A 25812-nucleotide genomic window follows, 5' to 3' on the forward strand; every position below is an offset into this window, starting at 1 on the left:
ACCATCCTGTCAGTGACCACCGTCATGCCGGGTCGATCCCGACGAGCGGAGCGACCGCTCGACGGACCGCGTCCTGCACGGCGTCGGTCGGGTCCGAGGCGTCGACCACCAGGAAGCGCGCCGGCTCAGCCTCGGCCATCTCGAGGAAGGCCTGACGGACGGACTCGTGGAACGCCGCGGCCTCGGACTCGAGGCGGTCGAAGGTGTCCCCCCGTGCCGCGGCCACCCGGGCGCGTCCGACAGTGACGTCGAGGTCGAGCAGGATCGTGAGGTCCGGTGCCAGACCGTCCGCTGCCCACTCCGAGACGGAGCGGACCTGCTCGGCGCCGAGCCCGCGCGCGACGCCCTGGTAGGCGACGGACGAGTCGATGTAGCGGTCCTGCAGGACGACCTCGCCACGGGCGATCGCCGGACGGACGACCGTCTCGACGTGCTGGGCACGGTCGGCCGCGTACAGCAGCGCCTCGGCCCGGGGAGCGACGTGGCCCCGCTCGTGCAGGACCATCTGCCGGATCTGGACGCCGAGGTCCGTGCCGCCGGGTTCGCGGGTGCGCACCACGGTCCGGCCGTGCGCGCCGAGCCACGCCGAGAGCAGCTCCGCCTGGGTCGTCTTGCCCGCGCCGTCGCCGCCCTCGAGCGTGATGAAGCGACCGGTCACTTCTTCTTGGCCGCCGTCCGACGAGCCGGGGTCTTCTTCTTGACCGGCCCCTTGGCACGCTTGTCGGCGATGAGCTGCACCGCGCGGGCGTGGTCGACGGCCTCGACGTCCTCGCCCTTCGGGATGGTCGCGTTCGTCTCACCGTCGGTGACGTACGGGCCGAACCGGCCGTCCTTCATCTTGATCGGCTTGCCGGACACCGGGTCGGCGTCGAACTCCTTGAGGGCGGCGCTGGCGGTGCGGTTGCCGCCGTACTTCGGCTGCGCGAACAGCTCGAGTGCACCGGGCAGGTCGATGTCGAAGATCGCGTCCTCGCCGGGCAGGGTCCGGGTGTCGGTCCCCTTCTTCAGGTACGGCCCGTACCGGCCGTTCTGCGCCGTGATGTCGTTGCCCGTCTCCGGGTCCTGGCCCACGACGCGGGGAAGGTCGAGGAGCTTCAGCGCGGTCTCGAGGTCGACGGTCTGCGGGTCCATCGACTTGAAGAGCGAGGCGGTGCGTTCCTTCGGCGCCGCGGCCTTCTTCGTCGTCTTCTTCGCGGGCGCCTTCTTGGCGGGGGCCTTCTTCGCCGTCGCCGTCTCGCTCGTCGCGGTCGCAGCAGCTGCCTCGGCCGCCGGGGCCTCTGCCGCTGCGGGTGCCTCGACGACCTCGCCGGTCTTCGGGTCCACGGTGGGTTCGGGCTCGGGGGTGCGCTCCGTGACGTAGGGGCCGAAGCGGCCGTCCTTCGCCAGGACTTCTTTCCCGGTCTCCGGGTTGATCCCGACGACGCGGTCCCCGATCACCGGGGCGTCGACGAGTTCCTTCGCCTTCTCGACGGTCAGTTCGTCGGGAGCGAGGTCCTCGGGGACGTTGACACGCCGCGGCTTCTCGGGGTCATCGCTCGGCACCTCGATGTAGGGGCCGTACCGACCGATCCGGAGCGTGAGGCCCGGAGCGAGCTCGACCGAGTTGATCTCGCGGGCGTCGATCTCACCGAGGTTGTCGATGACGGTCCGCAGGCCGCGCTGGTCGTCGTCGCCGCCACCGAAGTAGAAGCCCTTGAGCCAGTCCACGCGGTCGGCGTCGCCGCGGGCGATGCGGTCGAGGTCTTCTTCCATCTCGGCGGTGAAGTCGTACTCCACGAGCTCGCCGAAGTACTCCTCGAGCAACCGCACCACGCTGAACGCGATCCAGTTCGGCACCAGCTGCGTGCCGCGGAGCGAGACGTAGCCACGGTCGATGATCGTCGGGCTGATCGTGGGGTAGGTCGACGGACGCCCGATCCCCAGCTCTTCCAGCGTCTTGATGAGGCTCGCCTCGGTGAAGCGCGGCGGCGGGGTGGTGTCGTGCCCCTTCGCCTCGACGTCGGTGACCGCGAGGTGCTCGCCCTGGGCCACGTTCGGCAGGGCGACGTCCTGGCCGGCACGCTCGGAAGACTCGTGGCGGTCCTCGTCACGGCCTTCTTCGTAGGCGCTGAGGAAGCCGCGGAACGTGATGACGGTGCCCGAGGCGGTGAACTCGGCGTCGGTGCCGTTCGCGGTCGACGCGATGCCCTCGACCGACTCGGCGGAGGAGATGCCGAGCACGATCGACGCGGTCGAACCCTTGGCGTCCGCCATCTGGGACGCGATGGTGCGCTTCCAGATGAGGTCGTAGAGGCGCCACTCCACACCGGTCAGGGTGCCCTGCAGGTCCTGCGGGGTGCGGAAGGAGTCGCCGGCGGGACGGATCGCCTCGTGCGCCTCTTGCGCGTTCTTGCTCTTGCTCGCGTAGAGACGCGGCTTGTCGGGCACGGTGGCCGAACCGTACAGGTCGGCTGCCTGCTTGCGAGCGGCGTCGATGGCCTGCTTCGAGAGCGAGACCGAGTCGGTGCGGATGTAGGTGATGTAGCCGTTCTCGTACAGGGTCTGCGCAGCACGAGCGGTCTGTCGCGGGGACAGACGGAGCTTGCGCGCGGCTTCCTGCTGGAGCGTCGACGTGGTGAACGGGGCGGCCGGGCGTCGCGTGTACGGCTTCGAGTCGACGCTGCGGACGGTGGCGTCACCGGCGCGCTCGAGGACCGTCGTCAGCGACGCGGCAGCGGCCTGGTCGAGCCGGACGACGTCACCGCTGAGCGTGCCGCGGTCGTCGAAGTCACGACCGGAGGCGACGCGGGTGCCGTGGATCCGGGCGAGTCGCGCGGAGAAGGAGGACTCGCCGGCCTTCTCGAACCGGGCGGAGAGGTCCCAGTAGTTGGCGGAGACGAAGGCCAGGCGCTCGCGCTCACGGTCGACGACGAGACGGGTCGCGGCGGACTGCACGCGGCCGGCGGACAGACCGGGGGCGACCTTGCGCCACAGGACCGGGGAGACCTCGTACCCGTAGAGACGGTCGAGGATCCGGCGGGTCTCCTGCGCGTCGACGAGGGCGGTGTCGAGCTCACGGGTGGCTTCCTGCGCGCGCTGGATCGCCTCCTTCGTGATCTCGTGGAAGACCATCCGCTTGACGGGAACCTTCGGCTTCAGGACCTGCAGCAGGTGCCACGCGATCGCTTCACCCTCGCGGTCTTCATCTGTTGCGAGGTAGAGCTCGTCGGCGTCCTTGAGGGCACGCTTCAGCTCGGAGACGGTCTTCTTCTTGGCGTCGGACACGACGTAGTACGGCTCGAAGCCGTTGTCGACGTCCACCGAGAACTTACCGAGGGAGCCCTTCTTGAGCTCGGCCGGCAGGTTCTTCGGCTCGACGAGGTCACGGATGTGTCCGACCGAGGCCTGGACTTCGTATCCGTCACCGAGGTATTGCGCGATCGTCTTCGCCTTCGCAGGGCTCTCGACGATCACGAGCTTCTTCGTGCCTGGCACGTGTCTCCTTGATCGATGGTGCTGATCGGCCCTGTCCACGAGCGTGTCCGGGTCGACCGGGACATCGGTGACCGCGGGCCGACAGGCACACCATACACATAGTGTTCGGGCGGGTCGCCTGCCGGACCGGCCACCGCGAGTGCGCCGACGACGAACGGACCCGTGCCCACGACCACGCGGACCCGGGCCGTGGTGGCGACGAGTTCGCAGGCGTCGAGGGCGGCCCCGTTCGCCGTGGCGATCCGGGTGGCGACCGCGCAGGGGTCCCCCGGCACCAGCCCGGTGGCGGCAGCCGCGGTGCCCACGGCGGCTGCGTCGGCGGCGCCCTGGGCCCGGATGGCCTGCGTGCGGTGACCGGCTGCGGCGAGCGCCGACGACCCGACGAGGACACCCACGCCGAGGACCGCCACGAGCAGCACGGTCGCCGAGCCGCGTTGGCCGTCGGGACTCGTCACGTCAACCCCCTCGGGCCGCGGCGCACCCCGTCGCGGTCAGTGGGAGTGCCGCGGCGGGACCGGTCGCGCCGCGCGTGGCGTCGACGCAGACCAGGTCGCCGTCCGACCGGACGACGACCGAGACCCCCGGGACGATCCGGTCGGCCACTGACCGCCCCTGGCTCTCGTCGTCGCGCCCGATCGCCCGGGCGGCGGTGGCTGCGGCGAGTTGCAGACGGCCCTGCGCGTCGACGACGAGGACCGCCGCGACGAGGGCGGTCAGCACGATCGCCACCACGGGGAGCGCCACCGCGAACTCGACGGTCACGGAGCCGCGCTCACAGCGAGAGCGCGCCACGGACGAGGTCGGTGAGGATGGTCTGGACCTCGCCGGAGCGCATGACGGCGACGAGCACACCGGCGAAGGCCACGGCGGCGAGGATGACGACCGCGTACTCGGCGGTCGCCGATCCCCGGTCGTCCCGCAGTCGTGACCCCCAGCGGGCGACGAGGGGGCGCGGGTGACGGTGGCGGATGGTCCGACGGGTGCGGTTGCCGGGGGATGACGTGGTGCTCATGGTGTCCGTCCTTTCTGTTCGGTGGGATCAGCGTGTCCGGGCCGGGGTGTCGACGAGGCGGTCCCGGTGGCATCTGTGGAGAAGTCACGCAGTACCGCCCACCGTGGAGGAGAGGACCCCCACCACCACGGGCACCACCCCCACGAGCACGAACGCCGGCAGGACGCAGACCCCGAGTGGCAGCACCAGTCGGACGGCCAGTCGTTCCGCCGCCACGAGCCCGTCGGCAGCGGCCTCGTCGCGCACGTCCTCGGCGGCGCGGCGGAGCAACCCTGCGGCGGGGACCCCTGCACGCCGGGCGAGGTCGAGGACCTCCCGCAGCCGGTCCAGCTCTCCGGCGGGCGCGGCGGCTCCCGCGGACGCCTCGGCGACGGCCTGCCCGGCGGTGGTCCACGACCCGCCTCCGGCGACCGCCACAGCCCAGGCGTCGAGGAGCACCCCGGGGACGCGGCCGTCGGGCGTCGCGGAACGGACCAGCCGGGCGGTCCACCTCCGACCGGCCAGGACGAGGGCCGCCGCGGTGCACGAGCACGCCCAACCGGCCGGTGAACCGACCAGGACCTCGACGGCACCGGCGCCCCAGGCCGCACCGAGGCCCAACCCGAAGAGCGGCAGCGCGAGCACGACCCGGGCGCTCGTCCGCGGACCGGCCAGGGCAACCCGGATCGCGCGGTCCGAGGCGGCGGCCCGTCGGAGCGCGCCGGCGAGCCCACGGAGGGTCTCCGCGACGGGCGCTCCCGTCCGGTCCGCCACGCGGAGGACGACGACGATGTCGTGCTGCGCGGGTCCCCCGACCCCGGGCAGTCCGCCGACGAGCCGCCAGGCCCGCGGCGGCGGGACCCCCGCCGCGACCAGCGTCGCCACCCGGTCGAGCACCCCGGCAACCCGCGCCGGGCCGTCGGGTGTGGGTCGGCTCACCGCAGCCCGTCCACCGGGCGCACCTCGAGCCTCCCGTCCGGGCCGACGCACAACGTGCCCACGCCGCCGAGCCGCCGCTGTCCTGCTCGTCGTTCCACGTGCAGGACCAGGTCGAAGGCGCTGACGGCCTGCCGGGCGAGCGCCTCGGCACCGAGGCCGGCGAGTGCGCCGAGTGCTTCGAGGCGAGCGACGACGTCGGCGATGCCGTTGGCGTGCACGGTGCCGGCTCCCCCGTCGTGCCCGGTGTTCAGGGCGGAGAGGAGTTCGCGGACCTCGGCACCGCGGCACTCCCCCACGACGATCCGGTCGGGGCGCATCCGCAGCGCCTCGCGCACGAGCCGGTCGAGGCCGAGCGCGCCGACCCCCTCGGCGTTCGCCTGCCGCGCCTCGAGCGCGACGACGTGCGGGTGGGCGATCCGGAGCTCGGCGACGTCCTCCACCGTCACGATGCGCTCGTCGACGGGGACGTTGCCGAGCATCGCCGCGAGCAGGGTGGTCTTGCCGCTGCCGGTCGCGCCGGTGACCAGGACGTTCCGGCGCGCGGCGACGGCGTCCTCGACGACCGACCGCGGGACGAACGCGAAGGTGCCGCCGCGCTCGAGGGTGGCGAGGGAGGGACGCTGGACCTGTGGTAGCCGGATCGACACGGCGGTGCCGCCGACGGACACCGGAGCAAGGACGACGTGGACCCGGACGCCGTCGCCGTGCCGGACGTCCGCGCACGGGGTGGTCTCGTCGACGTGGCGACCGCCGAGCGCGACGAGCCGGGTCGCGAGCTCGCGGGCTCGCGCTTCGGTCAGTCGCGGCTGGACGGCTTCGAGCCCGGTCCCGCGGTCGACCCACGTCCCCACGCCACCGAGCACCAGGACGTCCGTCACGGTGGCATCCGCCACCAGGGCGGCGAGTTCCTCGAACTCGACTACCACGGCGGCCCGGCGACGAGTCGGCTGCGCGGTTCCGGGCAGGAAGGGGGCCGACGGAGCGAAGGGCCGCGCCGGTGCCGAGAACACAGGCGGTGTCGACGCAGCAGGCGCCGAGGCGTGAGACGGCGACGCGGCGGACACCGACGCCGACGCGCGGGGAAGAAGAGGAGCACGGTGCAGGGGCATGCCGCCGACGGTAGGGAGCGCGCCACCGCCCCGGAGAGACGGTCCCCACTTCTGTGGACAACGTCGGAATGCCCTACCAACGGACCGGTTTGTCCCCCGAAACGGAAAGCCGTACCCCGGTCGATGATGCGACACCGACGCGCTCGGGGTGACCCACCACCCCCGCTTCCCCCGGCCGGACTGCACGTAGCACCTGCTACGCAAGAACATGCAGAATGCATGCACGAGCATGGACCGGTCTGTCCACGCGACCGGCGTCCCTGCGCGGATCGGGGCACACGACGGCGCCCGACGAGCAACCCTCGCTCGAGTCGGACCCCGGGAAACAGAAGAGGCGGCACCGGTTGGGGGGAACAGGTGCCGCCTTGACATCGAGGGATTGGGGGGAATCCGATTCGATGCCGCCGGAAACGAGTCCAGCGGGAACTACTGTACCCCACGATCGGCCCTCGAGGGCAACCCCGGACACGACGTCCGGGCGTGCCGCGCCCCGACCCGGCCGAGGGGTAGTCTCCGGATGCACGCACGCACCGGCGACGGATGCACGCAGGCACCGGCGAGGGATGCACGCACGCAACCACGACGGATGCCACCAGAGGCCGCAACGACGCGAAAGGACATCGATGTCCACTCCGACCCAGACCGACCCCCGAGGCGACGACGGAGCGACCTTCGCGCCGCCGCCCGAGTTCGTGGCCGACGCGGTCGCCGGCGAGGACCTCCACCGCGCGGCAGCAGCCGACCGCGAGGCCTTCTGGACCGAGCAGTCCCGCTCCCTGCTCGACTGGCGCACCCCGTTCACGCAGACCCTGGACTGGTCGGGCGCCCCGTTCGCGAAGTGGTTCGCCGACGGCACGCTCAACGTCGCCGAGAACTGCCTCGACCGACACGTCCGCGCCGGCAACGGCGACCGGGTCGCGATCCACTTCGAGGGCGCTCCCGGCGACACGCGCCGCATCACCTACGCCGAGCTGACCGCCGAGGTGCAGCGCGCCGCGAACATGCTCACCGACCTGGGCGTGGGCCGGGGCGACCGGGTCATCGTGTACCTGCCGCTCATCCCCGAGGCCGTCGTGACGATGCTCGCCGTCGCCCGCATCGGTGCCGTGCACTCGGTCGTCTTCGGCGGGTTCAGCGCGGAGAGCCTCCGCGCCCGCATCGAGGACGCCGGCGCGAAGCTCGTCGTGACCGCGGACGGCGGGTGGCGGCGGGGTGCCGTCTCACCGCTCAAGCCCGCCGTCGACGAGGCACTGACCGGCGAGGGCACCGACACGGTCGAGCACGTCCTGGTCGTCAAGCGCGGCGGCAACGAGATCGCCTGGAACGACCGCGACCTCTGGTGGCACGACGAACTCGCCAAGGCGGCACCGACCCACGAGGCCCCGGCGTTCCCCGCCGAGAACCCGCTGTTCATCCTGTACACCTCGGGCACGACCGGGAAGCCGAAGGGCATCGTCCACACCTCCGGCGGCTACCTGACGCAGGCGGCCTACACGCACAAGAACGTCTTCGACATGCACCCGGAGAAGGACGTCTACTGGTGCACCGCCGACATCGGCTGGATCACCGGCCACTCCTACGTCGTCTACGGCCCGCTCGCCAACGGCGTCACCCAGGTGCTCTACGAGGGCACCCCCGACGAACCGAAGCCCGGGCGCTGGTGGGACCTCGTCGACGCCTACGGCGTCACCGTCCTGTACACCGCACCCACGGCGGTCCGCGCGGCGATGAAGGCCGGCCGCGAGATCCCCGAGGCGCGCAGCCTCGAGACCCTCCGCCTGCTCGGCAGCGTCGGCGAACCGATCAACCCCGAGGCGTGGCAGTGGTACCGGCAGGTCATCGGCCACGACCGCACCCCGATCGTCGACACGTGGTGGCAGACCGAGACCGGCGCGATCATGATCTCCGCCCTCCCCGGCGTCACGAAGCTCAAGCCCGGCGCCGCGCAGACGCCCCTGCCCGGCATCGTCGCCGAGATCGTCGACGACGACGGCAACCGCGCCGACCCCGGCGGCAGCGGCTACCTCACCATCACCGAGCCGTGGCCCTCGATGGCCCGCGGGATCTGGAACGACCCGGACCGCTTCGTCGAGACCTACTGGTCACGCTTCCCCGGCCGCTACTTCGCCGGCGACGGGGCACGGCTCGACGGGCAAGGCGACATCTGGGTGCAGGGGCGTGTGGACGACGTCATGAACGTCTCGGGCCACCGTCTGTCGACGGCCGAGATCGAGTCCGCGCTGGTCGGCCACGAGGGCGTCGCCGAGGCCGCCGTGGTCGGTGCCGCCGACGAGACCACCGGGCAGGCGGTGGTCGCGTTCGTGATCCTCACCTCCGAGGCCGCAGCGGACGTCGACCGCCAGGCCGCAGCGACGGAACTGCGCAACTGGGTCGGCACACGCATCGGCGCGATCGCGAAGCCCCGCCAGGTCGTCATCGTGCCGGAGCTGCCGAAGACACGCTCCGGCAAGATCATGCGCCGCCTCCTCCGCGACGCGGCCGAGGGCCGCCGCATCGGCGACACGACCACGCTCGCCGACCCGACGATCATGGCGACCATCGCGGAACTCATGGAGTCCCGGTGACGACGAGCAGGGCCTCCAGTCAGATCCAGACTGGAGGCCCTGCTCGCGTCCTGCGTTCGGCTGACGGTCCGTCAGGCGGTGAGCTCCACCACCAGCTCGACCTCGACCGGTGCGTCCAGCGGGAGCACCGCGACGCCCACCGCGCTCCGCGCGTGGACGCCGGCGTCCCCGAAGACCTCGCCGACCAGGGTCGACGCGCCGTTCGCGACCCCGGGCTGACCGGTGAACGACGGGTCCGAGGCGACGAAGACCGTGACCTTGACGACCCGCGCCACGCGGTCGAGCGAGCCGGCGACCGACTGCACGGCGGCCAGGGCGTTCAGCGCGGCCACACGAGCCTGGGCGGCGGCGGTCTCGGCGTCGACGTCGGTGCCGACCTTGCCGGTCACGGGCAGGGCACCGTCGACGAACGGCAGCTGACCGGCCGTGTAGACGTACTGCCCCGTCACGACGGCGGGGACGTACGCGGCGACGGGCGCGGCGACCGCGGGGATCGTCAGGCCGAGGGCGGCGAGCCGGTCGGAGACGCTCATGCGTCGGCCTTGGGGCGCTTCAGGTAGGCGACGAGACCGCCTTCTGGCCCGGTGACGATCTGGACCAGTTCCCAACCCTCGTCCCCGTAGTTGTTGAGGATCGCGGTGGTGTTGTGGATCATCAGCGGCGTGGTGAAGTACTCCCAGCGAGTCATGCGGTTCCTTGCCAGCCTTTCAGTCGGGGGTGTCGTTTAGGCTGCATCCTATGTCTGCCCAGAAGACGTCTGCATCGCGGACCAAGCCCGTCTCAGCAGTCGGCGCCTTCATCGGATTCGTCGGGTTCAGTGCCCTCGCCGGCCTGCTCGTCACGATCGGTGTCACCCCGGCCATCGCGGTCGCCGGTGTCACGACGACGTCCACCATCGGCGTGTTCGAGTCCCTGCCGGAGTACATCGAGATTGGTGACCTCCCGCAGCGCAACGAGGTCTACGCGTACTCGGGCGGCAAGTCCGTGCACTTCGCGACCGTGTACGACCAGAACCGCGAAGAGCTGAAGTTCGACCAGATCAGCGAACAGCTCAAGAACGCCGCGATCGACGGCGAGGACAAGCGCTTCTACGACCACGGCGGCGTCGACATGACGTCCCTCGTCCGCGCCGGTGTCGGCAGCCTCGCGGGCGGTCTCGGCGACTCCGGCGGTGGCTCCACGCTGACGATGCAGCTCGTCCGCAACATCAAGATGCAGCAGGCCCTCGAGCTCCCCACGAAGAAGGAGCAGGTCAAGGCCTACAACGAGGCAGTCGAGCAGACCATCCCCCGCAAGCTCGAGGAGATGAAGCTCGCGATCGGGCTGGCGAAGAAGTACTCCAAGAAGGAGATCCTCACCGCTTACCTGAACATCGCCTACTTCGGCGACCAGACGTACGGCGTGCAGGCCGCCGCGCAGCACTACTACAACAAGAGCGCGACCGACCTGACCCCGGCCGAGGCGGCGTCACTACTCGCCATCGTGCAGTACCCCGAGGCGCGCAACCTGTCGAACCCGAAGAAGTACGAGGCGAACGTCGCCCGGCGCGACGTCATCCTGAAGTCGATGTACGCCCAGAAGAACCTGACGAAGGCCGAGTACGACCAGGCCGTCGCCTCGAACCCGAAGGACTACGTCCGCCTGACCCAGCCCTCGCAGGGGTGCCGGGCGTCGGTCGGCGACGGATCGCAGTTCTTCTGCGACTACGCCGTCAAGGTCGTCAAGGAGATGTCGCAGCTCGGATCGTCGCAGAAGGCCCGTGACACCGCGTGGCGCAACGGCGGCTACAAGATCCAGACGACGCTGAACATCGACCTGAACGCCGAGCAGAAGCGGCTCGTCAACACCTACGACAACAAGGCCGAGACCGGCCTGGCGCTGGGGGCCACGCTCAACTCGATCGAGGCGGGCACCGGTCGCATCCTGACGATGGCGCAGAACAAGGACTACGACCAGTCGCTGAAGTCCGCGCCGACGTCGACCTCGATCAACTACAGCGTCGACTACAAGTACGGCAACTCCGGCGGCTTCCAGACCGGCTCGACGTACAAGCTGTTCACGCTCCTCGCCTGGCTCAAGGCTGGTCACGGTCTCAACGAGGTCGTCAGCGGCGCACCACGGAACATGTCGTCCGGCTGGACCGCCTGCGGGTCACCGATCACCGCGGGCAACTACAACCCGAAGAACGACAGCCCCGGCGAGAGCGGCAACTACACGGTGGCCGCCGCGACCGCCGGCTCCATCAACCTGGCGTTCCTGAACATGGCGCAGAAGCTCGACCTGTGCGACATCCGCGACACGGCGGAGTCCCTCGGCGTGCACCGCGCCGACGGCGGCGAACTGCAGTACACCCCGTCGTCCGTCCTCGGCGTCAACGAGATCGCACCGATGACGATGGCAGCCGCCTACGCCGCCGTCGCGAACAACGGCATCTACTGCAAGCCGATCGCCATCGAGCAGGTCACCTCCCCCAGCGGCAAGCAGCTCGGCGGACAGACCAAGGACTGCAAGCAGGTGCTCGACCCCGAGGTCGCCCATGCCGCTGTCTACGCCATGAAGGGCACGATCGCCAGCGGTACCGCCCGCGGCGCGCAGACCCCGGACGGTACCCAGCTGTTCGCCAAGACGGGTACCACCGACACCGCGAACCAGATCTGGCTCGTCGGGTCGAGCTCGCGGGTCGCGACGGCGTACTGGCAGGGCAACACCGACGGCAAGCTCAACAACCTGCGGCACTACAGCAACGGGGTCAACGGCACGTACGCCGGTGTCCGAGCGAGCGTGTGGCAGCAGGCGATGACCCCGATCAACGCCGCCTACCCCGCCGGTGCCTTCACCGACCCGAACACCTCCGCCCTCCGCGGCAACAGCAAGGCGCTGCCGGACCTCCGCGGGAAGACGGCCGACGAGGCCCGCGCCGCGATCTCGGGTGCCGGCTTCACCTACGTCGACGGCGGCGCGCAGCCGGGCGCCGGCAAGGCCGGAACCGTGACCTCGACCTCACCGTCGGCCGGTTCGCTGCTGTCGTCCGGGTCGAGCGTCACCGTCTACACCTCCGACGGGTCGCAGATCACCGTGCCGTCGGTGACGGGCAAGCCCCTCTCCGACGCACGCGCCCAGCTGAACCAGGTCGGGCTGACGAACGTCGCCATCGCCGAGCAGTACGCGAAGGGCGGCGGCGACAAGGAGTGCCGTGTCGCCTCGGTCGAGCCCGGCGTGCACACCGACGCCAACAAGGACTCGACGGTCACGCTGACCCTGTACGGCGACAAGAACGGCAAGGCGCCCAAGGACTGCAAGTGACCCGCGGTCGTACCGCACTCGGGGTCCTCGCAGCCGGCGCGGCCGTCGGTGCCGCGTCGGCAGCGTGGGGTTCGCTCGTCGAGCGTCGCCGTTTCGGGATCCGGTGGGAGACCGTCCCGGTGCTCCCGCCGGGCTCCCGTGACGTCACCGTCCTGCACCTGTCCGACATCCACATGGCCCCGTGGCAGGCCGACAAGCAGCAGTGGCTGCGCGACCTGAGCCTGGTCGAGCCGGACTTCATCGTGAACACCGGGGACAACCTCGGCCACGCGACCGCGAACGCCGCCGTGGAGTACGCGCTCGAGCCGTTCCGCGGCGTGCCCGGGGTCTTCGCCTACGGGTCGAACGACTTCTTCGGGCCCTCCCCGCGCAACCCGCTCAAGTACTTCTCCGGGCCGAGCCGGATGCACAAGGCCGCGGAGCCCGTCGGGCTCGACATCGATCGGCAGACGGCGTTCTTCGAGTCGCTCGGCTGGCTCGATCTGAACGACCAGGCGCACGCGATCGAACTCCGCGGCTCCCGCTTCGAGCTGTTCGGCACCTCGGACGCGCACCGCGACTGGGACCGGCTCGACCTGCTCCCCACCAACGTCGACGAGATGCGCAGTGACGTGCCGTGGTCCGAGGACGAGGACGGCCCCGCGCCGGTCGCGATCGGTGTCACGCACGCCCCCTACCGTCGCGTGCTCGATGCCTTCGTGACCCAGGGCGCCGACATCATCTTCGCCGGGCACACCCACGGCGGTCAGGTGGCGGTCCCCGGGGTCGGTGCGCTCGTGACGAACAGCGACCTCCCCCGCCGGTACGCCAGCGGGCTGCACAAGTGGGAGCACCGCAACCACTGGTCGTGGCTCGAGGTCTCCGCGGGCCTCGGCACCTCGATCTACGCGCCCGTCCGGTTCGCCTGCCGACCCGAGGCGGTCGTGGTCACCCTCTCCGCACGGGCGTCCTGACCCGACTCGCCCGGGAGTTCGCCGGATGGTCGTGAGCACCCTGGATCATCGGATAGTATTGTCGGGTTGCTCCGGTACGGAGTGATCACACCGCGGGGTGTGGCGCAGCTTGGTAGCGCGCCTCGTTCGGGACGAGGAGGTCGCAGGTTCAAATCCTGTCACCCCGACACTGTGTTGAGACAGTACGAAGAAGGCCCTGGTTCTCCGGAACCAGGGCCTTCTGCTTTTCCCGGGCGCAGCTCGACCGCCGATGGGTCGCACGACCCACTCGGTCCGTTCGTCCCCCGCTGCGAGCACCACCTCCCGCTACGCTCGCAAACGCCATGCAGAACGACCATCCCCTCGCCGCCGTGCTCACCACGATCGCTGCGGAGTTCCCCGACATCGCGGACGACCCGGTGCTCGCGGGGAACCTGACGGAGAACGTCACGTCGATGATCGCCGAGGCCCACGAGCGCTACGCGGCGGGGACCGACGGCAGCGTCGTGAGCCACACGTTCCTCGACCCCGAGCACCTGGCGACCGGCAGTCTGCACGCCGAGCACGCCCAGCACCCGGCCGGCGCGATGCTCGCGGCGGAGATGCTCTTCGACGCCTACCTGCCGGTCTTCGTCGACGAGGTCGGCGCGGCGTCCACCGCCGAGGTCCTGCGGGCCACCAGAGCCCTGCACGCCGGCATCTGGAGCCGGTTCCCGGCCGGAGCGGTCGCGTACACGGAGGCGCTGCGTCAGCGCGTCACCACGGCACACCTGGACTCCCGCACGCAGATCGCGCGAGACCTGCACGACCGCGTGGCACACGGCATCCTCGCCGGGTTGCAGCGCCTCGACCTCGTCCTGTTGACGGACCCGACCGCGGACGAGCGCGCCGCGCAGCTCGACGACGCGGCACGGTTGCTCCGGAGCGCGCTCGGCGACGTGCAGGACCTCGCGGTGAGCCTGCACGCCCGCGTCGGTGACGCACTGCTGGACGACGCGCTCCGCCGGCACGTGCACGACCTGTTCCCCGACGACGATCGCCTGTCCATCGAGTCGACGGGCACCTCCGGTCCACTGCCGAACTGGCAGGCAGAGGAAGCGCTGACGATCCTGCTCGAGGCGCTCACGAACCGCGGCAAGCACGCCCCGGGGTCGACGACCTCGGTGCGCTTCGCGTGGTCCCGCGCTGCCGTGGTGGTGACGGTGACCGACGACGGTCCGGGCTTCGACGTGCACAGCGATGCCGACGGTCGCCTCGGGCAGCAGACGATGCGGGAGCGTGCCGCGGTGATCGGCGCTCGGCTCGACGTCGAGAGCACCCGCGGCAGCCGACAGCACGGCACCACCGTCCGTCTGAGGATCCCGAGGGGCGCCCTGTGACCGTCACCCACGTCGCCATCGTCGACGACCACCGGCTGTTCCGTGAAGGGCTCGCCACCATCCTGGCCGCGGTCCCCACGATCCGCGTCGTCGCACACGGCGAGCGACCGGCCGAGGTGCTCGACTCCCCCGAGGCCGCCGCGGTCGACGTCCTGTTGCTCGACGTCGAGCTGGACGGTCCTCCGGCACGGACGACGATCGCCACGATCCGCCGCACCCGCCCGGACATCCGGGTGGTGGTGCTCACGATGCACCGGGACGCGGTCCTCCGCCGCACCCTGCTCGACGCCGGCGCGGTCGACTTCGTCACGAAGGACACCCCGAGCCGCGAACTCGTCGACCGGATCGCGCGTGCGGCACATGCCGACGCGGCTCCGGTCACGTTCCCCGTCGACCTGGTCACGGAGGCCCGTGCCGGCTCACCGCTGAGCGACCGCGAGCTCGAGGTCCTGCGACTCATCGCCGCCGCACGCACCAACGCCGAGATCGCCGCCGACCTGCAGCTCGCGATCGGCACCGTCAAGCGGCACGTCTACAACGTGTTCCGCAAGCTCGACGTCGGCTCCCGCGTCGGTGCCGTCGCCGCGGCCACGCGCCTGGGCCTGCTCACCTGAGGCTCCGCGGAACTCCGTGAGCAGCAATGGTCGGGTGCCCAGTGGACACCCGACCATTCCTGCTCACGAAGCGACCCCGACTAGACGGACGCAGCAGCCGCGCCCGCGGGCACGAGCTTGCCGGCGGCGTGCAGCCCGGCCACGACGTCGAGCGCCTGGTGCCGGTACCGCGCCTGCGCAGCACCGGGCGACACGATCACGCCGTTCGCCCCGGTCGACGCCACGAGTGCGTTGATCTTCTCCGCGACCTGCTCGGCGTTGCCGTAGGCCTGACGCTCGGTACGGGCGGCGATGAACCGACGCTCGAGGTCGTTGAACTCGTACGCACGCGCCTCGTCCATCGACACCGGCTCGGGCTTCCGGCCCGAGCGCATCCGGATGAACGAGATCATGCCCGGGGCGCTCTGCTCGTCGATGACGGCGGGGTCCTCGTCGGTGACGACCTGCACGCCGATCAGCGCGTTCGGCGTCTGGCGGAAGCGCGACGGACGGAACGAGTCGCGGTACAGGGCGAGTGCGGCCTCGGTGTTGTCCGACGCGAAGTGGTGGGCGAACGCGAACGAGATGCCGAGCGCACCGGCGACCTGGGCGCTGTAGCCCGAGGACCCGAGCAGCCAGAACTCCGGCACGTCGCCGTAGCCAGGCACGGCGCGGATGCCGGCGAGCGGGTTCTCCGCGCCCATGCCGGTGAAGAACCCGATCAGGTCGGCCAGGCGGTCCGGGAAGTCGTCGACGTCGAGTCGGTCCGTGCGGCGGAGGGCCATCGCCGTCGCGCCGTCGGTGCCGGGAGCGCGCCCGAGCCCGAGGTCGACCCGGTCGCCGTACAGGGCACGGAGCGTGCCGAACTGCTCGGCGACGACGAGGGGCGCGTGGTTCGGCAGCATGACGCCACCCGAACCGATGCGGATGGTCGAGGTGGCCGCACCCACGGCGCTCAGCAGCACCGCCGGGGCCGAGGACGTGATGCCCGGCATCCCGTGGTGCTCGGCGACCCAGAACCGCTCGTACCCGAGCTGCTCGGCGTGCACGGCCATGTCGATGGACCCCTGCAGGGCCTCGGTGTTGGACTGGCCGTACTCGCGGGTGGCCAGGTCGAGGACGGACAGGTGCAGGGTGTCGTCGGTCATGTGGTCACCAACGCACGCGGGCGCGCCCGCATTCCACCCGGGACCGGGACGTCGACCGGTCAGGACATGCCGTCGCGCGGCCGCCGACGGGTCGCCAGGCGTCGCCTGGAGGTCGCGGCATCGACGGTTCGCGACCACTCGGCGGACGCGTGCGGCGCGCCCTGGACGCACCGTGCAGCGGACTGGAGGCCCGTGGCGGGGCCCGTACCGCGCCTCCAGGCCGCCCTTCGGTTGCGTCTCGGGCGCCGAGCGTCAGGCGCCGTCGAGGCGGCCGCCGGACTCCGTCAGGTAGCAGTTGGCGCAGAGCGACTCGTAGGCGACGTCGACGCCGTCGATCGCGACCTGGGAGCCGTCGAAGACGAACCGACCGTCGACCGTGCGGGCGTTGAAGACCGCCTTGCGGCCGCAGCGGCAGATGGTCTTCAGTTCTTCGAGGGAGTGCGCGACCTCGAGCAGGCGGGCGCTTCCGGGGAACGCCTCGGTGCGGAAGTCCGTGCGGATGCCGTACGTGATGACCGGGATCTCGTCGAGCACCGCGATGCGCAGCAGGTCGTCGACCTGCCGCGGGGTGAGGAACTGCGCCTCGTCGACGAGCACGCAGCTGACGGGCCGCACCATGCCGTCCAGGCGGTCCGACTCGGGGTCGACGGCGCCGGCGGCGGTCACGGCCTGGCGCACGTCGGCGTCCGGGGAGAAGACGATGTCGACGGTCCGGGTGACGCCCAGACGGGAGACGATCTCACGGTCGCCCTTGGTGTCCACGGCGGGCTTGGCGAGCAGCACCCGGTGCCCGCGCTCCTCGTAGTTGTACGCGGCCTGCAGCAGGCCCGTGCTCTTGCCGCTGTTCATCGCGCCGTAGCGGAAGTAGAGCTTCGCCACTACGCGAGGAACCCGTCCTCGGCGGCCCGACGGATCAGGTCGGACTTCTTCGAGGCGGGGCGGCCCACCTTGCTGTACTTCTCGCGCACGCGACGCAGGTAGGTCTTGGCGGTCTCGTACTGCACGTTCATCTGCGCGGCGACCTCGTTCGTCGAGTAGCCGGACACGTAGAGCCGGAGCGCCTCTTCTTCACCGGCGCTGAGCTTCGGCCGCTGGTGGGCGGCGGCACCCGTCGGCAGCGGACGCCACTCCCGGGGCTGCGGGGTCTCGCGGGCGACGCCCATGATCTCGCGGGCGACGTCCATGACCTCGCGCATCGGGAGCGACTTCGACAGGAACGCCGCGGCACCGGCGGCCAGGGCACGGTCGCGGGACTCACGGCTGTCGACGCTCGAGAGCACGATCACCTTCGCGCCGGCGGCACGGCAGGTGCGGACGCGGGCCTCGATCGAGACGGGTTCCTTGAGCTGGAAGTCCAGGAACACCAGGTCGGTCGGGAAGCTGTCGCTGTGGACCATCTCGAGCCAGGTGTGCGCGGTCAGGGCCAGGTCGAAGTCGAACGCGTTCACCGCGATCCAGCTCGACAGGCTGTCCAGCAGCACCTCGTGGTCGTCGAGGATGGCCAGCCGCACACGTCGTGCTCCCGGGTTCGGGAGGGACGGCAACCCCTCCGAGAGCCTGTTCGGGTCAGTGCTGGTCATAGGAGAACCTTAGTGCGAGGGCGGAAGGGCGGACCGCGACGTCGAGGTCGGGGAACGTCACGCGGAGGACGGCGAAGTAGGGGTCGAAGGTGCGGTGGATGCCGATGTCGGAGTCCGCCACGGCGAGCTCCATGTCGACGGACACACGAGCGGGTGCGGGCGACTGCGCGGGCCGGGCGGCAAGGGGCGCCGACGCTGCCGGCGACGCCGGAGTTGCCAGGGGTGCCGGGGTTGCCTGGGCGGCCGGGCCCGCCACGGTGTCGGCTCGTCGCACGGTCGCGCGGAACCCGGCCGGGTCGACGGTCGACGCGCGGAGCGCTGCACGGACGAAGGTGCGGACGACCGCCCGCTGGTCGGTGTCGAGCGTCGCGATGAGGCCGTCGGGGTCGTCGACCACCGGCGCCTGGCCGCCGTCGACCCGGACGGCGTGCTCGAACCAGGTGCGATCGGCGTCGGCGACCATGGACGCCCGGATGCCGTCGGCGATCGCGCGGGCACGGGCACGGTCGGCGTCGGTGATGACGTCGCGCGTGCGGAGCTCGGCGAAGAACGGGGCGACGTCGCGGGACAGGATCGTCGAGCGGTCCTGCTGCACGCTCGCCGCGATGCCGTCCCGCTCGGCGCGCGCGACGGAGTACGACCCGGCACGGATCTGCACCCGTTCGGCGAGCCCCGCGAAGGTCCAGGCGAACACCGCGGACGCGGCGGTCAGCACGAGCGTCGGGGCCGCGGCCAGGAACGCCGCGACGGCGACCGGCACCTCGTGCGGGAACTCCGCGGCGCCCGCACCCCAGGTCACGGCGTTCACCGCGGCCAGGACGACTCCGCCGATCGTCAGGTCGGTCCACGGGCGGTACGGCGCGACCATGACGATGCCGGTCGCGGTGATCAGGGACATGAAGTCGTTCAGGGCACTGCGGTCCGGCCCCCACTGCGCCGCGACGCTCGTGACCGACGCCAGGCCGAGCAACCCCACGTGCGCGACGAACGCCGAACGCGGGAACGGCGCACGGAACGGGCTCGAGGCAGCGAGCACCACCACCGCCGAGGCCGCGACGAGCAGCACCGTGAGGGCGCTGAGTGTCGGGCTGCCCACGACGTCGCGGTCGAATATCGACACGAGCAGGGCCCAGACGACGCTGCCGGCCCCGAGCACGAGGGCCAGGGGCCGCGACCCCATCGCACCGAGCGGGTCGTACTGCTGCGCGGTGCGGCGGGACCCCGATCCGGACCCGAGGCGCTGCCGGGCCGCCGTCATCGCTCGGTCCCCCGCTCGTCGCTGACCACCGGCACGGTGACCGCGCCGGTGACCGGTCCGTACGGCACGGTCATCATGACGCTCGTGCCGGAGCCGGGCGACGACCAGATCTGGACGTCGCCGCCGACCCGGCCGATCCGCTCACGCACCGAACCGCGGAGGCCCATCCGGTCGGCTCCGGTGGCGTCCTCGTCGAACCCACGACCGTCGTCGACGACCATGACGGTGCAGGACGCGCTGTCGTCGAACACGCTCACCTCGGCGGCGTCGGTCCCCGCGTGCTTCCGCACGTTGGCCAGGCACTGGCCGACGGCCCGGACGACCGCCGACAGTGCACGCTGGTCCAGGCGTTCCAGCGCGGAGGTGTCACCGGAGACGGTGACGTCGAGCCCGAGCGTCCGGTGCTCGTCGACCATGGCGCCGAACGCCTCGGCCGCGGCCCCGGGACGCGGGCGGGCGGTCGGCGCGAGCCACCCCTTGCCGGTGAGCACCGCGACGTCGGCGTCGACCGTCTCGGCGAGGTGCGGGTCCATCGGGCCGTCCGGCGCGAGGGCGATGGCGCCGAGGTGGTTGAGCACGGTGTCGTGCAGGATCGCGGACGCCTCGGCCTCGACCCCGGCGCGGTAGGCGGACACGTGTTCTTCGCGCGCGGAGCGCAGGAGTTCGGGCTGCACCCGTTCGCTCCGGCCCGTGCTGCGGGTGGTGAAGAGCACGAGCGCGACCACGAAGCCCAGGGTGACCCACGCCAGGATGAGCGGACGGGGCGACTGGTCGGCCTGCACGATGGCGATCCAGGTGGCGAGTCGTCCGGTCAGGAAGCCCACGAAGGACCACAGCACGACGCGGCTCGGCACGGCCCCCGCTCCCCCGACCAGGATGAGCGGGATCACGACGAGGGACATCAGGTACGAGGTCACCCACCCGGTCGGCACCTGCTGCTGGACCCCCACGGCGAACCACCAGGCGCAGACACCGCCGACGGCCAGGAACGCGATCGCCGAGACCCGGGTGCCGAACTGCACGTGCACGCCGATCATGGCGAGCATCGGGACGACCGCCAGCGCGGTGCCGACGACCTGCACCCCGGGCTCGGACAGGCCGTAGAGCACGAGCGTGATGGCCGCGGCCAACAGGGACCCGATGGCGCCGGCGTGGAATGCGCGCACGGTCGACCACGCGTTCACTCGCGGTGCGAGGTGCGTGGGGATGCCGAGCACGAGGTGGATCCTTCCGGGTGGCGAGGGCGCCGTCCACGATCCAACCACCGGAGCAGCGGCCGTGTACCCCGAATCCGGGGCCGTGCGGCGACCCGCACGATGATAGCGGCCCGGACCGGGGTCTTGCTGTCCCCCGAACGTGGACCGGACACGACCCGGACGGACACCCCTCAGAACAGCGTCTGTGCCGCCGCCGGCCGGAGCAGCCGCTGGTCGAACCCGGGGTCGGCGCGCTTCAGCGGTGACACCGTCGGCACCGACTGCTCCTCTGGCACGCCCGACTGCAGCGTTCGCGGTTCGGAGAAGCCCATCGACCCCGTCGCCGGGTCCACCCGCCCCAGTCCGACCCCGTGGGCCGCCAGGATCGGGCGGATGCGCTCCGACAGCCACCGTCGGTAGTCCTTCGGCGCGTAGGTGTTGTCGAGGTACATCGCGCGGTACCGCTGCACCAGGTCGGGTCGCTCGCGGCCGAGCCACTCGAACCACCACGGCTTGACGCCGGGTCGCAGGTGCAGCGCCGAGTACATGATGCTCGTCGCGCCGGCCGCGGTCGCCCGACCGATGGCGTCGTCGAGGTGTGCGCGGGTGTCGGTGATGTACGGCAGCACGGGCATGAGGAACACCGCGCAGTCGAGCCCAGCGTCGCGGATGGCCCGCACGGTCGCCAGCCGGGCCGACGTCGTCGGGGTGCCGGACTCGACCGACTGCTGCAGCGAGTCGTCGTACACGGCGATCGACATCGCGAGATCGACCGGCACCACCTTCGCCGCCTCGACCAGCAGCGGGAGGTCGCGGCGCAGCAGCGTGCCCTTCGTCAGGATGCTGAACGGGGTGCGCGACTCCGCCAGCGCCTCGATCACACCGGGCATCAGGCGGTACCGCCCCTCGGCCCGCTGGTACGGGTCGGTGTTCGTGCCGAGCGCCACCGGGTGGCGGTCCCACGAGGGCTTGCCGAGCTCACGCCGCAGCACCTCGGCGACGTTCGTCTTCACCACGATCTGCTGGTCGAAGTCGGCGCCGCCGTCGAACTCCAGGTACGTGTGCGTCGGGCGGGCGAAGCAGTACACGCAGGCGTGGCTGCACCCGCGGTACGGGTTGATCGTCCAGCCGTACGTCCCCGAGCCGTCCGCGCTCGGCACCCGGTTCAGGGCGCTCTTCGCCAGGACCTCGTGGAAGGTCACCCCGGCGAACTCGGGCGTCGTCACGCTCCGGACGAACCCGCTGTTCGACTCCATCCCGGGCAGCGCGTCACTCTGCTCGGCATCGATCGCCTGTCCACTCCACCGCATGCCGTCATTCGAACACACGTTCGAACGGACCGCAAGCCGGAGCGGTCCGGTGCAGTCCTCAGTGGTGCAGGCCGAGTACCTTCGCGGTGCGCTCGAGCGTGGCGTCCGCCAGCTCCGGGTCGTCGCCGAGGTCCTGCCCGTAGGTCGGCACCATCGCTCGGACGTCGTCCTGCCAGGCGTCCCAGCGGTCCGGGAAGCACCGGTGCAGCATCGTGAGCATGATCGGCACGGCCGTCGAGGCTCCCGGCGACGCCCCGAGCAGCCCCGCGATCGAACCGTCGGCGGCGGTGATGACCTCGGTGCCGAACTGCAGCACGCCGCCCTTGTCCTTGTCGGGCTTGATCACCTGGACGCGCTGCCCAGCGGTGATGCGGTGCCAGTGCTCGGGCTCGGCGCTCGGCATAAAGTCACGGAGCGCCTCGAACTTGGTGTACTTCGACGCGAGGAGCTGGCCGACCAGGTAGCGGACCAGGTCGAAGTTCGAGAACGCGACGCTCAGCATCGGGCGGAGGTTGTGCGGCCGGATCGAGCGGAACAGGTCGAGGACCGAGCCCTGCTTCAGGAACTTCGGGCTGAACCCGGCGTACGGTCCGAACATCAGCGACGAACCACCGTCGACGATGCGGGTGTCGAGGTGCGGCACCGACATCGGCGGGGCGCCGACACTGGCCTTGCCGTAGACCTTGGCCGAGTGCTTCTGCACCACCTCGGGGTCGTCGGTGCGCAGGAACTCGCCCGACACCGGGAAGCCGCCGTAGCCCCGGATCTCCGGGATCCCGGACTTCTGCAGCAGGTGCAGGGCTCCGCCGCCGGCGCCGACGAAGACGAACTTCGCGGCGATGCGCTGCGTCGACCGGCCGATCTCGTTGCGGACGTTGAGCACCCAGCCCTCGGACACCTTCGAGCGGGTCAGGTTGGTGACCTGGTGCGAGGGTTCGAACTCGACACCGTCGATCTCGAGCTGGTCGAAGAGCTGGCGGGTGAGCGACCCGAAGTCGATGTCCGAGCCGGCCGCCGAGTAGGTCGCCGCGATCGGCTGGTCCTTCTTGCGGCCGGGGATGAGCGCCGGCGCCCACTTCCGGATCTGCGCCGGGTCGTCCGAGAACTCGATGCCCGCGAAGAGCGGGTGGTCACGCATGGCCTCGTACCGGGCACGCATGTAGGCGACGTTGGCCTCGCCCCACACGAACGAGATGTGCGGCGTGGGGTTGATGAAGTTCGACGGCTCCGGCAGCACACCGGTCTCGACCAGGTGCGCCCAGAACTGCCGCGAGACCTGGAACTGCTCGTTGACCGTGACGGCCTTCGCGATGTCGACACGGCCGTCCGGCAGTTCCGGCGTGTAGTTCAGCTCGCACAGTGCCGAGTGCCCGGTACCGGCGTTGTTCCACGGGTTCGAGGACTCCTGCGCAACCGTACCGAGCCGCTCGTACACGCGGATCTTCCAGCTGGGCTCGAGCTTGTGGATGATGGCCCCGAGCGTGGCACTCATGATGCCTCCGCCGATCAGGACGACGTCGATGGGGTCCACCTGCTGCTCTGCCACCCGTCGATCCTACCGGCGGCACCCGACAGACGGACAGGAGGCCCGTGGCGGTGTCGCCACGGGCCTCCTGTCCGTCTGCTGGTCGCGCTCGGCGCGCTACGCGTCGACGGAGCGGCGCGCGACGATCGTCTCCGCGATCTGCACCGCGTTGAGCGCGGCACCCTTCCGCAGGTTGTCGTTGCTGACGAACAGGACGAGGCCGCGACCCTCGGGCGCGGACTGGTCCGCGCGGATGCGGCCGACGAACGCCGGGTCCTGGCCGGCGGCCTGCAGCGGGGTCGGGACGTCGGAGAGTTCGACTCCGGGCGCGCTCGACAGGATCTCGGTCGCACGCTCGGGCGACAGCGGACGCTCGAACTCGGCGTGCACCGAGATGGAGTGCCCGGTGAACACGGGGACGCGCACGCACGTGCCGGCGACGAGCAGGTCGGGCAGCTCGAGGATCTTCCGGCTCTCGTTCCGGAGCTTCTTCTCCTCGTCGGTCTCGCCCAGGCCGTCCTCGACGATGCTGCCGGCGAGCGGCACGACGTCGAAGGCGATCGGGCGGACGTACTTGACGGGCTCGGGGAACGTCACGGCGGATCCGTCGTGCGTCAGCGCAGCGGTGTCCTGCTCGAGCGCGGCCTTCGCCTGGCCCAGGAGTTCCTCGACCCCGGCGAGCCCGGAACCCGAGACCGCCTGGTAGGTCGTCGCGACCAGGCGGCGGAGCCCGGACTCGGCGTCGAGCACCTTGAGCACCGGCATGATCGCCATGGTCGTGCAGTTCGGGTTCGCGATGATGCCCTTCGGCGCCCGGTCGATGGCGTGCGGGTTCACCTCGCTCACGACGAGCGGGACGTCGGGGTCCATGCGCCAGGCGCTCGAGTTGTCGACGACGAGCGCTCCGGCTGCGGCGAACTTCGGCGCGAGGGCCCGCGAGGCGGTGGCCCCGGCGGAGAACAGCGCGATGTCGATGCCGGACGGATCGGCGAGCTCGGAGTCCTCGACCACGATCTGCTCGCCCCGGAACGGCAGCGTTGTACCGGCGGAACGGGCGCTCGCGAAGAAGCGGACCCGGTCGGCCGGGAACGCGCGCTCTTCGAGCAGGCGACGCATCACGGCGCCGACCTGGCCGGTGGCGCCGACGACGGCGACGGTGAGGGTGCTCATGCGGTGCTCCTGGTGGTTCAGCGGATCGACGGGTCGGCGGGCGTCAGCGGCCGGTGCCGGCGTAGACGACGGCCTCGGCGTCGGCGTCGAGGCCGAACGCGCTGTGCACGACGCGCATCGCCTCGTTCAGGGTGTCGGCGCGGGTGACGACCGAGATGCGGATCTCGGAGGTGGAGATCATCTCGATGTTGATCGACGCGTCGTGCAGGGCGCGGAAGAGCTGCGCCGAGACACCGGCGTTCGTGCGCATCCCGGCGCCGACCAGGGCGAGCTTGCCGATCTGGTCGTCGTACTGGATGCTCTCGTAGCCGATGTCGGCCTTCGCGACCTCGAGCGCCGTCAGCACGGTCTGGCCTTGGTCCTTCGGCAGGGTGAACGAGATGTCCGTCCGCCCGGTCGACGCCGCCGACACGTTCTGGACGATCATGTCGATGTTCGCCCCGGCGCGCGCGACGTTGGTGAAGATCTCGGCGGCCTTGCCCGGCTGGTCCGGGACCCCCACGACGGTGATCTTGCCCTCGGAGAGGTCTCCGGCGATCCCGGTGATGATCGGTTCTTCCACGGTTTCCCCCTCGGCAGGGTTGTAGACGATGGTGCCCTCGTTGTTGTTGAACGAGGACCGGACGTGCAGGGTGACGCCGTGCCGCCGGGCGTACTCGACGGCGCGGATGTACAGGACCTTGGCACCCGAGGCTGCGAGCTCGAGCATCTCCTCGCTGGTGACGCGGTCGACCTTGCGGGCCTTCGGCACGACACGGGGGTCGGCGGTGAAGATGCCGTCGACGTCGGTGTAGATCTCGCAGACGTCGGCGTCGAGTGCTGCGGCGAGGGCGACGGCCGTGGTGTCCGAGCCGCCGCGGCCGAGCGTGGTGATCTCGCCCGTGGTGCGGTTGAAGCCCTGGAACCCGGCAACGATCGCGACGTGGCCGGAGTCGAGCGCCTCGCGCACGCGCTTCGGGGTGACGTCGACGATGCGGGCCTTGCCGTGCTGGGCGTCGGTGAGCATGCCCGCCTGGCTGCCGGTGTAGGAGGACGCTTCGACCCCGAGGCTCTTGATCGCCATCGCGAGCAGCGCCATCGAGATGCGCTCCCCCGCGGTCAGGAGCATGTCGAGCTCACGGCCGGCGGGGATCGGCGTGACGGAGTGCGCCAGGTCGACGAGTTCGTCGGTGGTGTCGCCCATCGCCGACACCGCCACGACCACGTCGTTGCCGGCCTTCTTCGTCTCGACGATCCGCTTCGCCACGCGCTTGATGCTCTCGGCGTCCGCGACGGATGAACCACCGAACTTCTGCACGATCAAGGCCACTGGCTGGTACT

23 protein-coding genes and 1 tRNA gene are annotated in these 25812 nt (G+C 71.0%); 6 read left to right on the forward strand and 18 right to left on the reverse strand.

Features of this window, described 5'->3' with window-relative positions:
- Window positions 1-22: 22 nt before the first annotated feature.
- The 7 genes from tmk to DEJ00_RS00895 all read right to left on the reverse strand — a co-directional run bounded on the left by tmk (window position 23) and on the right by DEJ00_RS00895 (window position 6330).
- On the reverse strand, window positions 23-658 hold the full coding sequence (gene tmk / locus DEJ00_RS00865; RefSeq protein ID WP_111056144.1) for a dTMP kinase: 636 nt from the start codon (window positions 656-658) through the stop codon (window positions 23-25).
- Window positions 655-3474, reverse strand: a complete 2820-nt coding sequence (gene topA, locus DEJ00_RS00870) for a type I DNA topoisomerase (RefSeq protein ID WP_111056145.1) — start codon at window positions 3472-3474, stop codon at window positions 655-657. Before topA ends, tmk begins: the two co-directional genes overlap by 4 nt.
- On the reverse strand, window positions 3450-3929 hold the full coding sequence (locus DEJ00_RS00875; protein WP_111056146.1) for a hypothetical protein: 480 nt from the start codon (window positions 3927-3929) through the stop codon (window positions 3450-3452). The genes topA and DEJ00_RS00875 overlap by 25 nt, the downstream gene beginning before the upstream one ends.
- A gap of 1 nt (window position 3930) precedes the next feature.
- Window positions 3931-4236, reverse strand: a complete 306-nt coding sequence (locus tag DEJ00_RS00880) for a TadE family type IV pilus minor pilin (protein ID WP_181440050.1) — start codon at window positions 4234-4236, stop codon at window positions 3931-3933.
- 10 nt (window positions 4237-4246) lie between these two features.
- The gene (locus tag DEJ00_RS00885; protein ID WP_027466407.1) at window positions 4247-4486 is read right to left on the reverse strand and encodes a DUF4244 domain-containing protein; all 240 of its coding nucleotides are present in this window, start codon (window positions 4484-4486) and stop codon (window positions 4247-4249) included.
- 84 nt (window positions 4487-4570) lie between these two features.
- Window positions 4571-5404 (reverse strand): type II secretion system F family protein, encoded by an 834-nt coding sequence (locus DEJ00_RS00890; RefSeq protein WP_181440051.1) that lies wholly within the window; start codon window positions 5402-5404, stop codon window positions 4571-4573.
- Window positions 5401-6330, reverse strand: a complete 930-nt coding sequence (locus DEJ00_RS00895; protein WP_111056149.1) for a CpaF family protein — start codon at window positions 6328-6330, stop codon at window positions 5401-5403. The genes DEJ00_RS00890 and DEJ00_RS00895 overlap by 4 nt, the downstream gene beginning before the upstream one ends.
- An 806-nt stretch (window positions 6331-7136) precedes the next feature.
- On the opposite strand from DEJ00_RS00895, the gene acs reads away from it, so the two are divergent.
- Window positions 7137-9098, forward strand: coding sequence for an acetate--CoA ligase (gene acs / locus DEJ00_RS00900; protein ID WP_111056150.1), 1962 nt, complete (start codon window positions 7137-7139; stop codon window positions 9096-9098).
- Window positions 9099-9169: 71 nt separating this feature from the next.
- Here the strand turns inward: acs and DEJ00_RS00905 are convergent, their stop codons facing one another.
- Complete coding sequence (locus DEJ00_RS00905) at window positions 9170-9631, reverse strand: RidA family protein (RefSeq protein WP_027466403.1); 462 nt, start codon at window positions 9629-9631, stop codon at window positions 9170-9172.
- Window positions 9628-9786 (reverse strand): DUF4177 domain-containing protein, encoded by a 159-nt coding sequence (locus DEJ00_RS00910; RefSeq protein WP_017888699.1) that lies wholly within the window; start codon window positions 9784-9786, stop codon window positions 9628-9630. Before DEJ00_RS00910 ends, DEJ00_RS00905 begins: the two co-directional genes overlap by 4 nt.
- A gap of 50 nt (window positions 9787-9836) precedes the next feature.
- On the opposite strand from DEJ00_RS00910, the gene DEJ00_RS00915 reads away from it, so the two are divergent.
- From DEJ00_RS00915 to DEJ00_RS00935, 5 genes are all read left to right on the forward strand, one after another.
- The gene (locus tag DEJ00_RS00915; protein ID WP_071247319.1) at window positions 9837-12401 is read left to right on the forward strand and encodes a transglycosylase domain-containing protein; all 2565 of its coding nucleotides are present in this window, start codon (window positions 9837-9839) and stop codon (window positions 12399-12401) included.
- The gene (locus DEJ00_RS00920; RefSeq protein ID WP_027466402.1) at window positions 12398-13354 is read left to right on the forward strand and encodes a metallophosphoesterase; all 957 of its coding nucleotides are present in this window, start codon (window positions 12398-12400) and stop codon (window positions 13352-13354) included. The genes DEJ00_RS00915 and DEJ00_RS00920 overlap by 4 nt, the downstream gene beginning before the upstream one ends.
- 93 nt (window positions 13355-13447) lie before the next feature.
- A tRNA-Pro gene (locus tag DEJ00_RS00925) sits at window positions 13448-13521 on the forward strand.
- Between the two features lie 156 nt (window positions 13522-13677).
- Complete coding sequence (locus DEJ00_RS00930) at window positions 13678-14712, forward strand: sensor histidine kinase (RefSeq protein WP_111056151.1); 1035 nt, start codon at window positions 13678-13680, stop codon at window positions 14710-14712.
- Complete coding sequence (locus tag DEJ00_RS00935) at window positions 14709-15326, forward strand: response regulator (RefSeq protein ID WP_111056152.1); 618 nt, start codon at window positions 14709-14711, stop codon at window positions 15324-15326. The genes DEJ00_RS00930 and DEJ00_RS00935 overlap by 4 nt, the downstream gene beginning before the upstream one ends.
- Before the next feature lie 80 nt (window positions 15327-15406).
- Here DEJ00_RS00935 and DEJ00_RS00940 read toward each other — a convergent pair whose 3' ends face one another.
- The 9 genes from DEJ00_RS00940 to DEJ00_RS00980 form a co-directional block, all read right to left on the reverse strand.
- Window positions 15407-16453, reverse strand: coding sequence for an LLM class flavin-dependent oxidoreductase (locus DEJ00_RS00940; RefSeq protein WP_035808847.1), 1047 nt, complete (start codon window positions 16451-16453; stop codon window positions 15407-15409).
- A 252-nt stretch (window positions 16454-16705) separates the two neighbouring features.
- Window positions 16706-17332, reverse strand: a complete 627-nt coding sequence (locus DEJ00_RS00945; RefSeq protein ID WP_071247330.1) for a thymidine kinase — start codon at window positions 17330-17332, stop codon at window positions 16706-16708.
- Window positions 17332-18033 (reverse strand): response regulator transcription factor, encoded by a 702-nt coding sequence (locus DEJ00_RS00950; RefSeq protein ID WP_071247332.1) that lies wholly within the window; start codon window positions 18031-18033, stop codon window positions 17332-17334. The genes DEJ00_RS00945 and DEJ00_RS00950 overlap by 1 nt, the downstream gene beginning before the upstream one ends.
- Window positions 18020-19291 (reverse strand): hypothetical protein, encoded by a 1272-nt coding sequence (locus DEJ00_RS00955; protein ID WP_111056153.1) that lies wholly within the window; start codon window positions 19289-19291, stop codon window positions 18020-18022. Before DEJ00_RS00955 ends, DEJ00_RS00950 begins: the two co-directional genes overlap by 14 nt.
- On the reverse strand, window positions 19288-20508 hold the full coding sequence (locus tag DEJ00_RS00960) for a sensor histidine kinase (protein ID WP_111056154.1): 1221 nt from the start codon (window positions 20506-20508) through the stop codon (window positions 19288-19290). Before DEJ00_RS00960 ends, DEJ00_RS00955 begins: the two co-directional genes overlap by 4 nt.
- Before the next feature lie 170 nt (window positions 20509-20678).
- On the reverse strand, window positions 20679-21797 hold the full coding sequence (locus tag DEJ00_RS00965) for an Rv2578c family radical SAM protein (protein WP_111056155.1): 1119 nt from the start codon (window positions 21795-21797) through the stop codon (window positions 20679-20681).
- A 58-nt stretch (window positions 21798-21855) separates the two neighbouring features.
- The gene (locus DEJ00_RS00970; protein ID WP_111056156.1) at window positions 21856-23343 is read right to left on the reverse strand and encodes a malate:quinone oxidoreductase; all 1488 of its coding nucleotides are present in this window, start codon (window positions 23341-23343) and stop codon (window positions 21856-21858) included.
- 96 nt (window positions 23344-23439) lie between these two features.
- Complete coding sequence (locus tag DEJ00_RS00975; RefSeq protein ID WP_111056157.1) at window positions 23440-24492, reverse strand: aspartate-semialdehyde dehydrogenase; 1053 nt, start codon at window positions 24490-24492, stop codon at window positions 23440-23442.
- 43 nt (window positions 24493-24535) lie between these two features.
- Window positions 24536-25801 carry an aspartate kinase gene (locus tag DEJ00_RS00980; RefSeq protein ID WP_017888681.1) on the reverse strand — a complete coding sequence of 422 codons (1266 nt, stop codon included), beginning with the start codon at window positions 25799-25801 and terminating at the stop codon, window positions 24536-24538.
- Window positions 25802-25812: the final 11 nt, after the last annotated feature.

Origin of the sequence: Curtobacterium sp. MCLR17_039 (assembly GCF_003234745.1) — a bacterium.
In the GTDB taxonomy this organism is placed as follows: Bacteria; Actinomycetota; Actinomycetes; order Actinomycetales; family Microbacteriaceae; genus Curtobacterium; species Curtobacterium flaccumfaciens.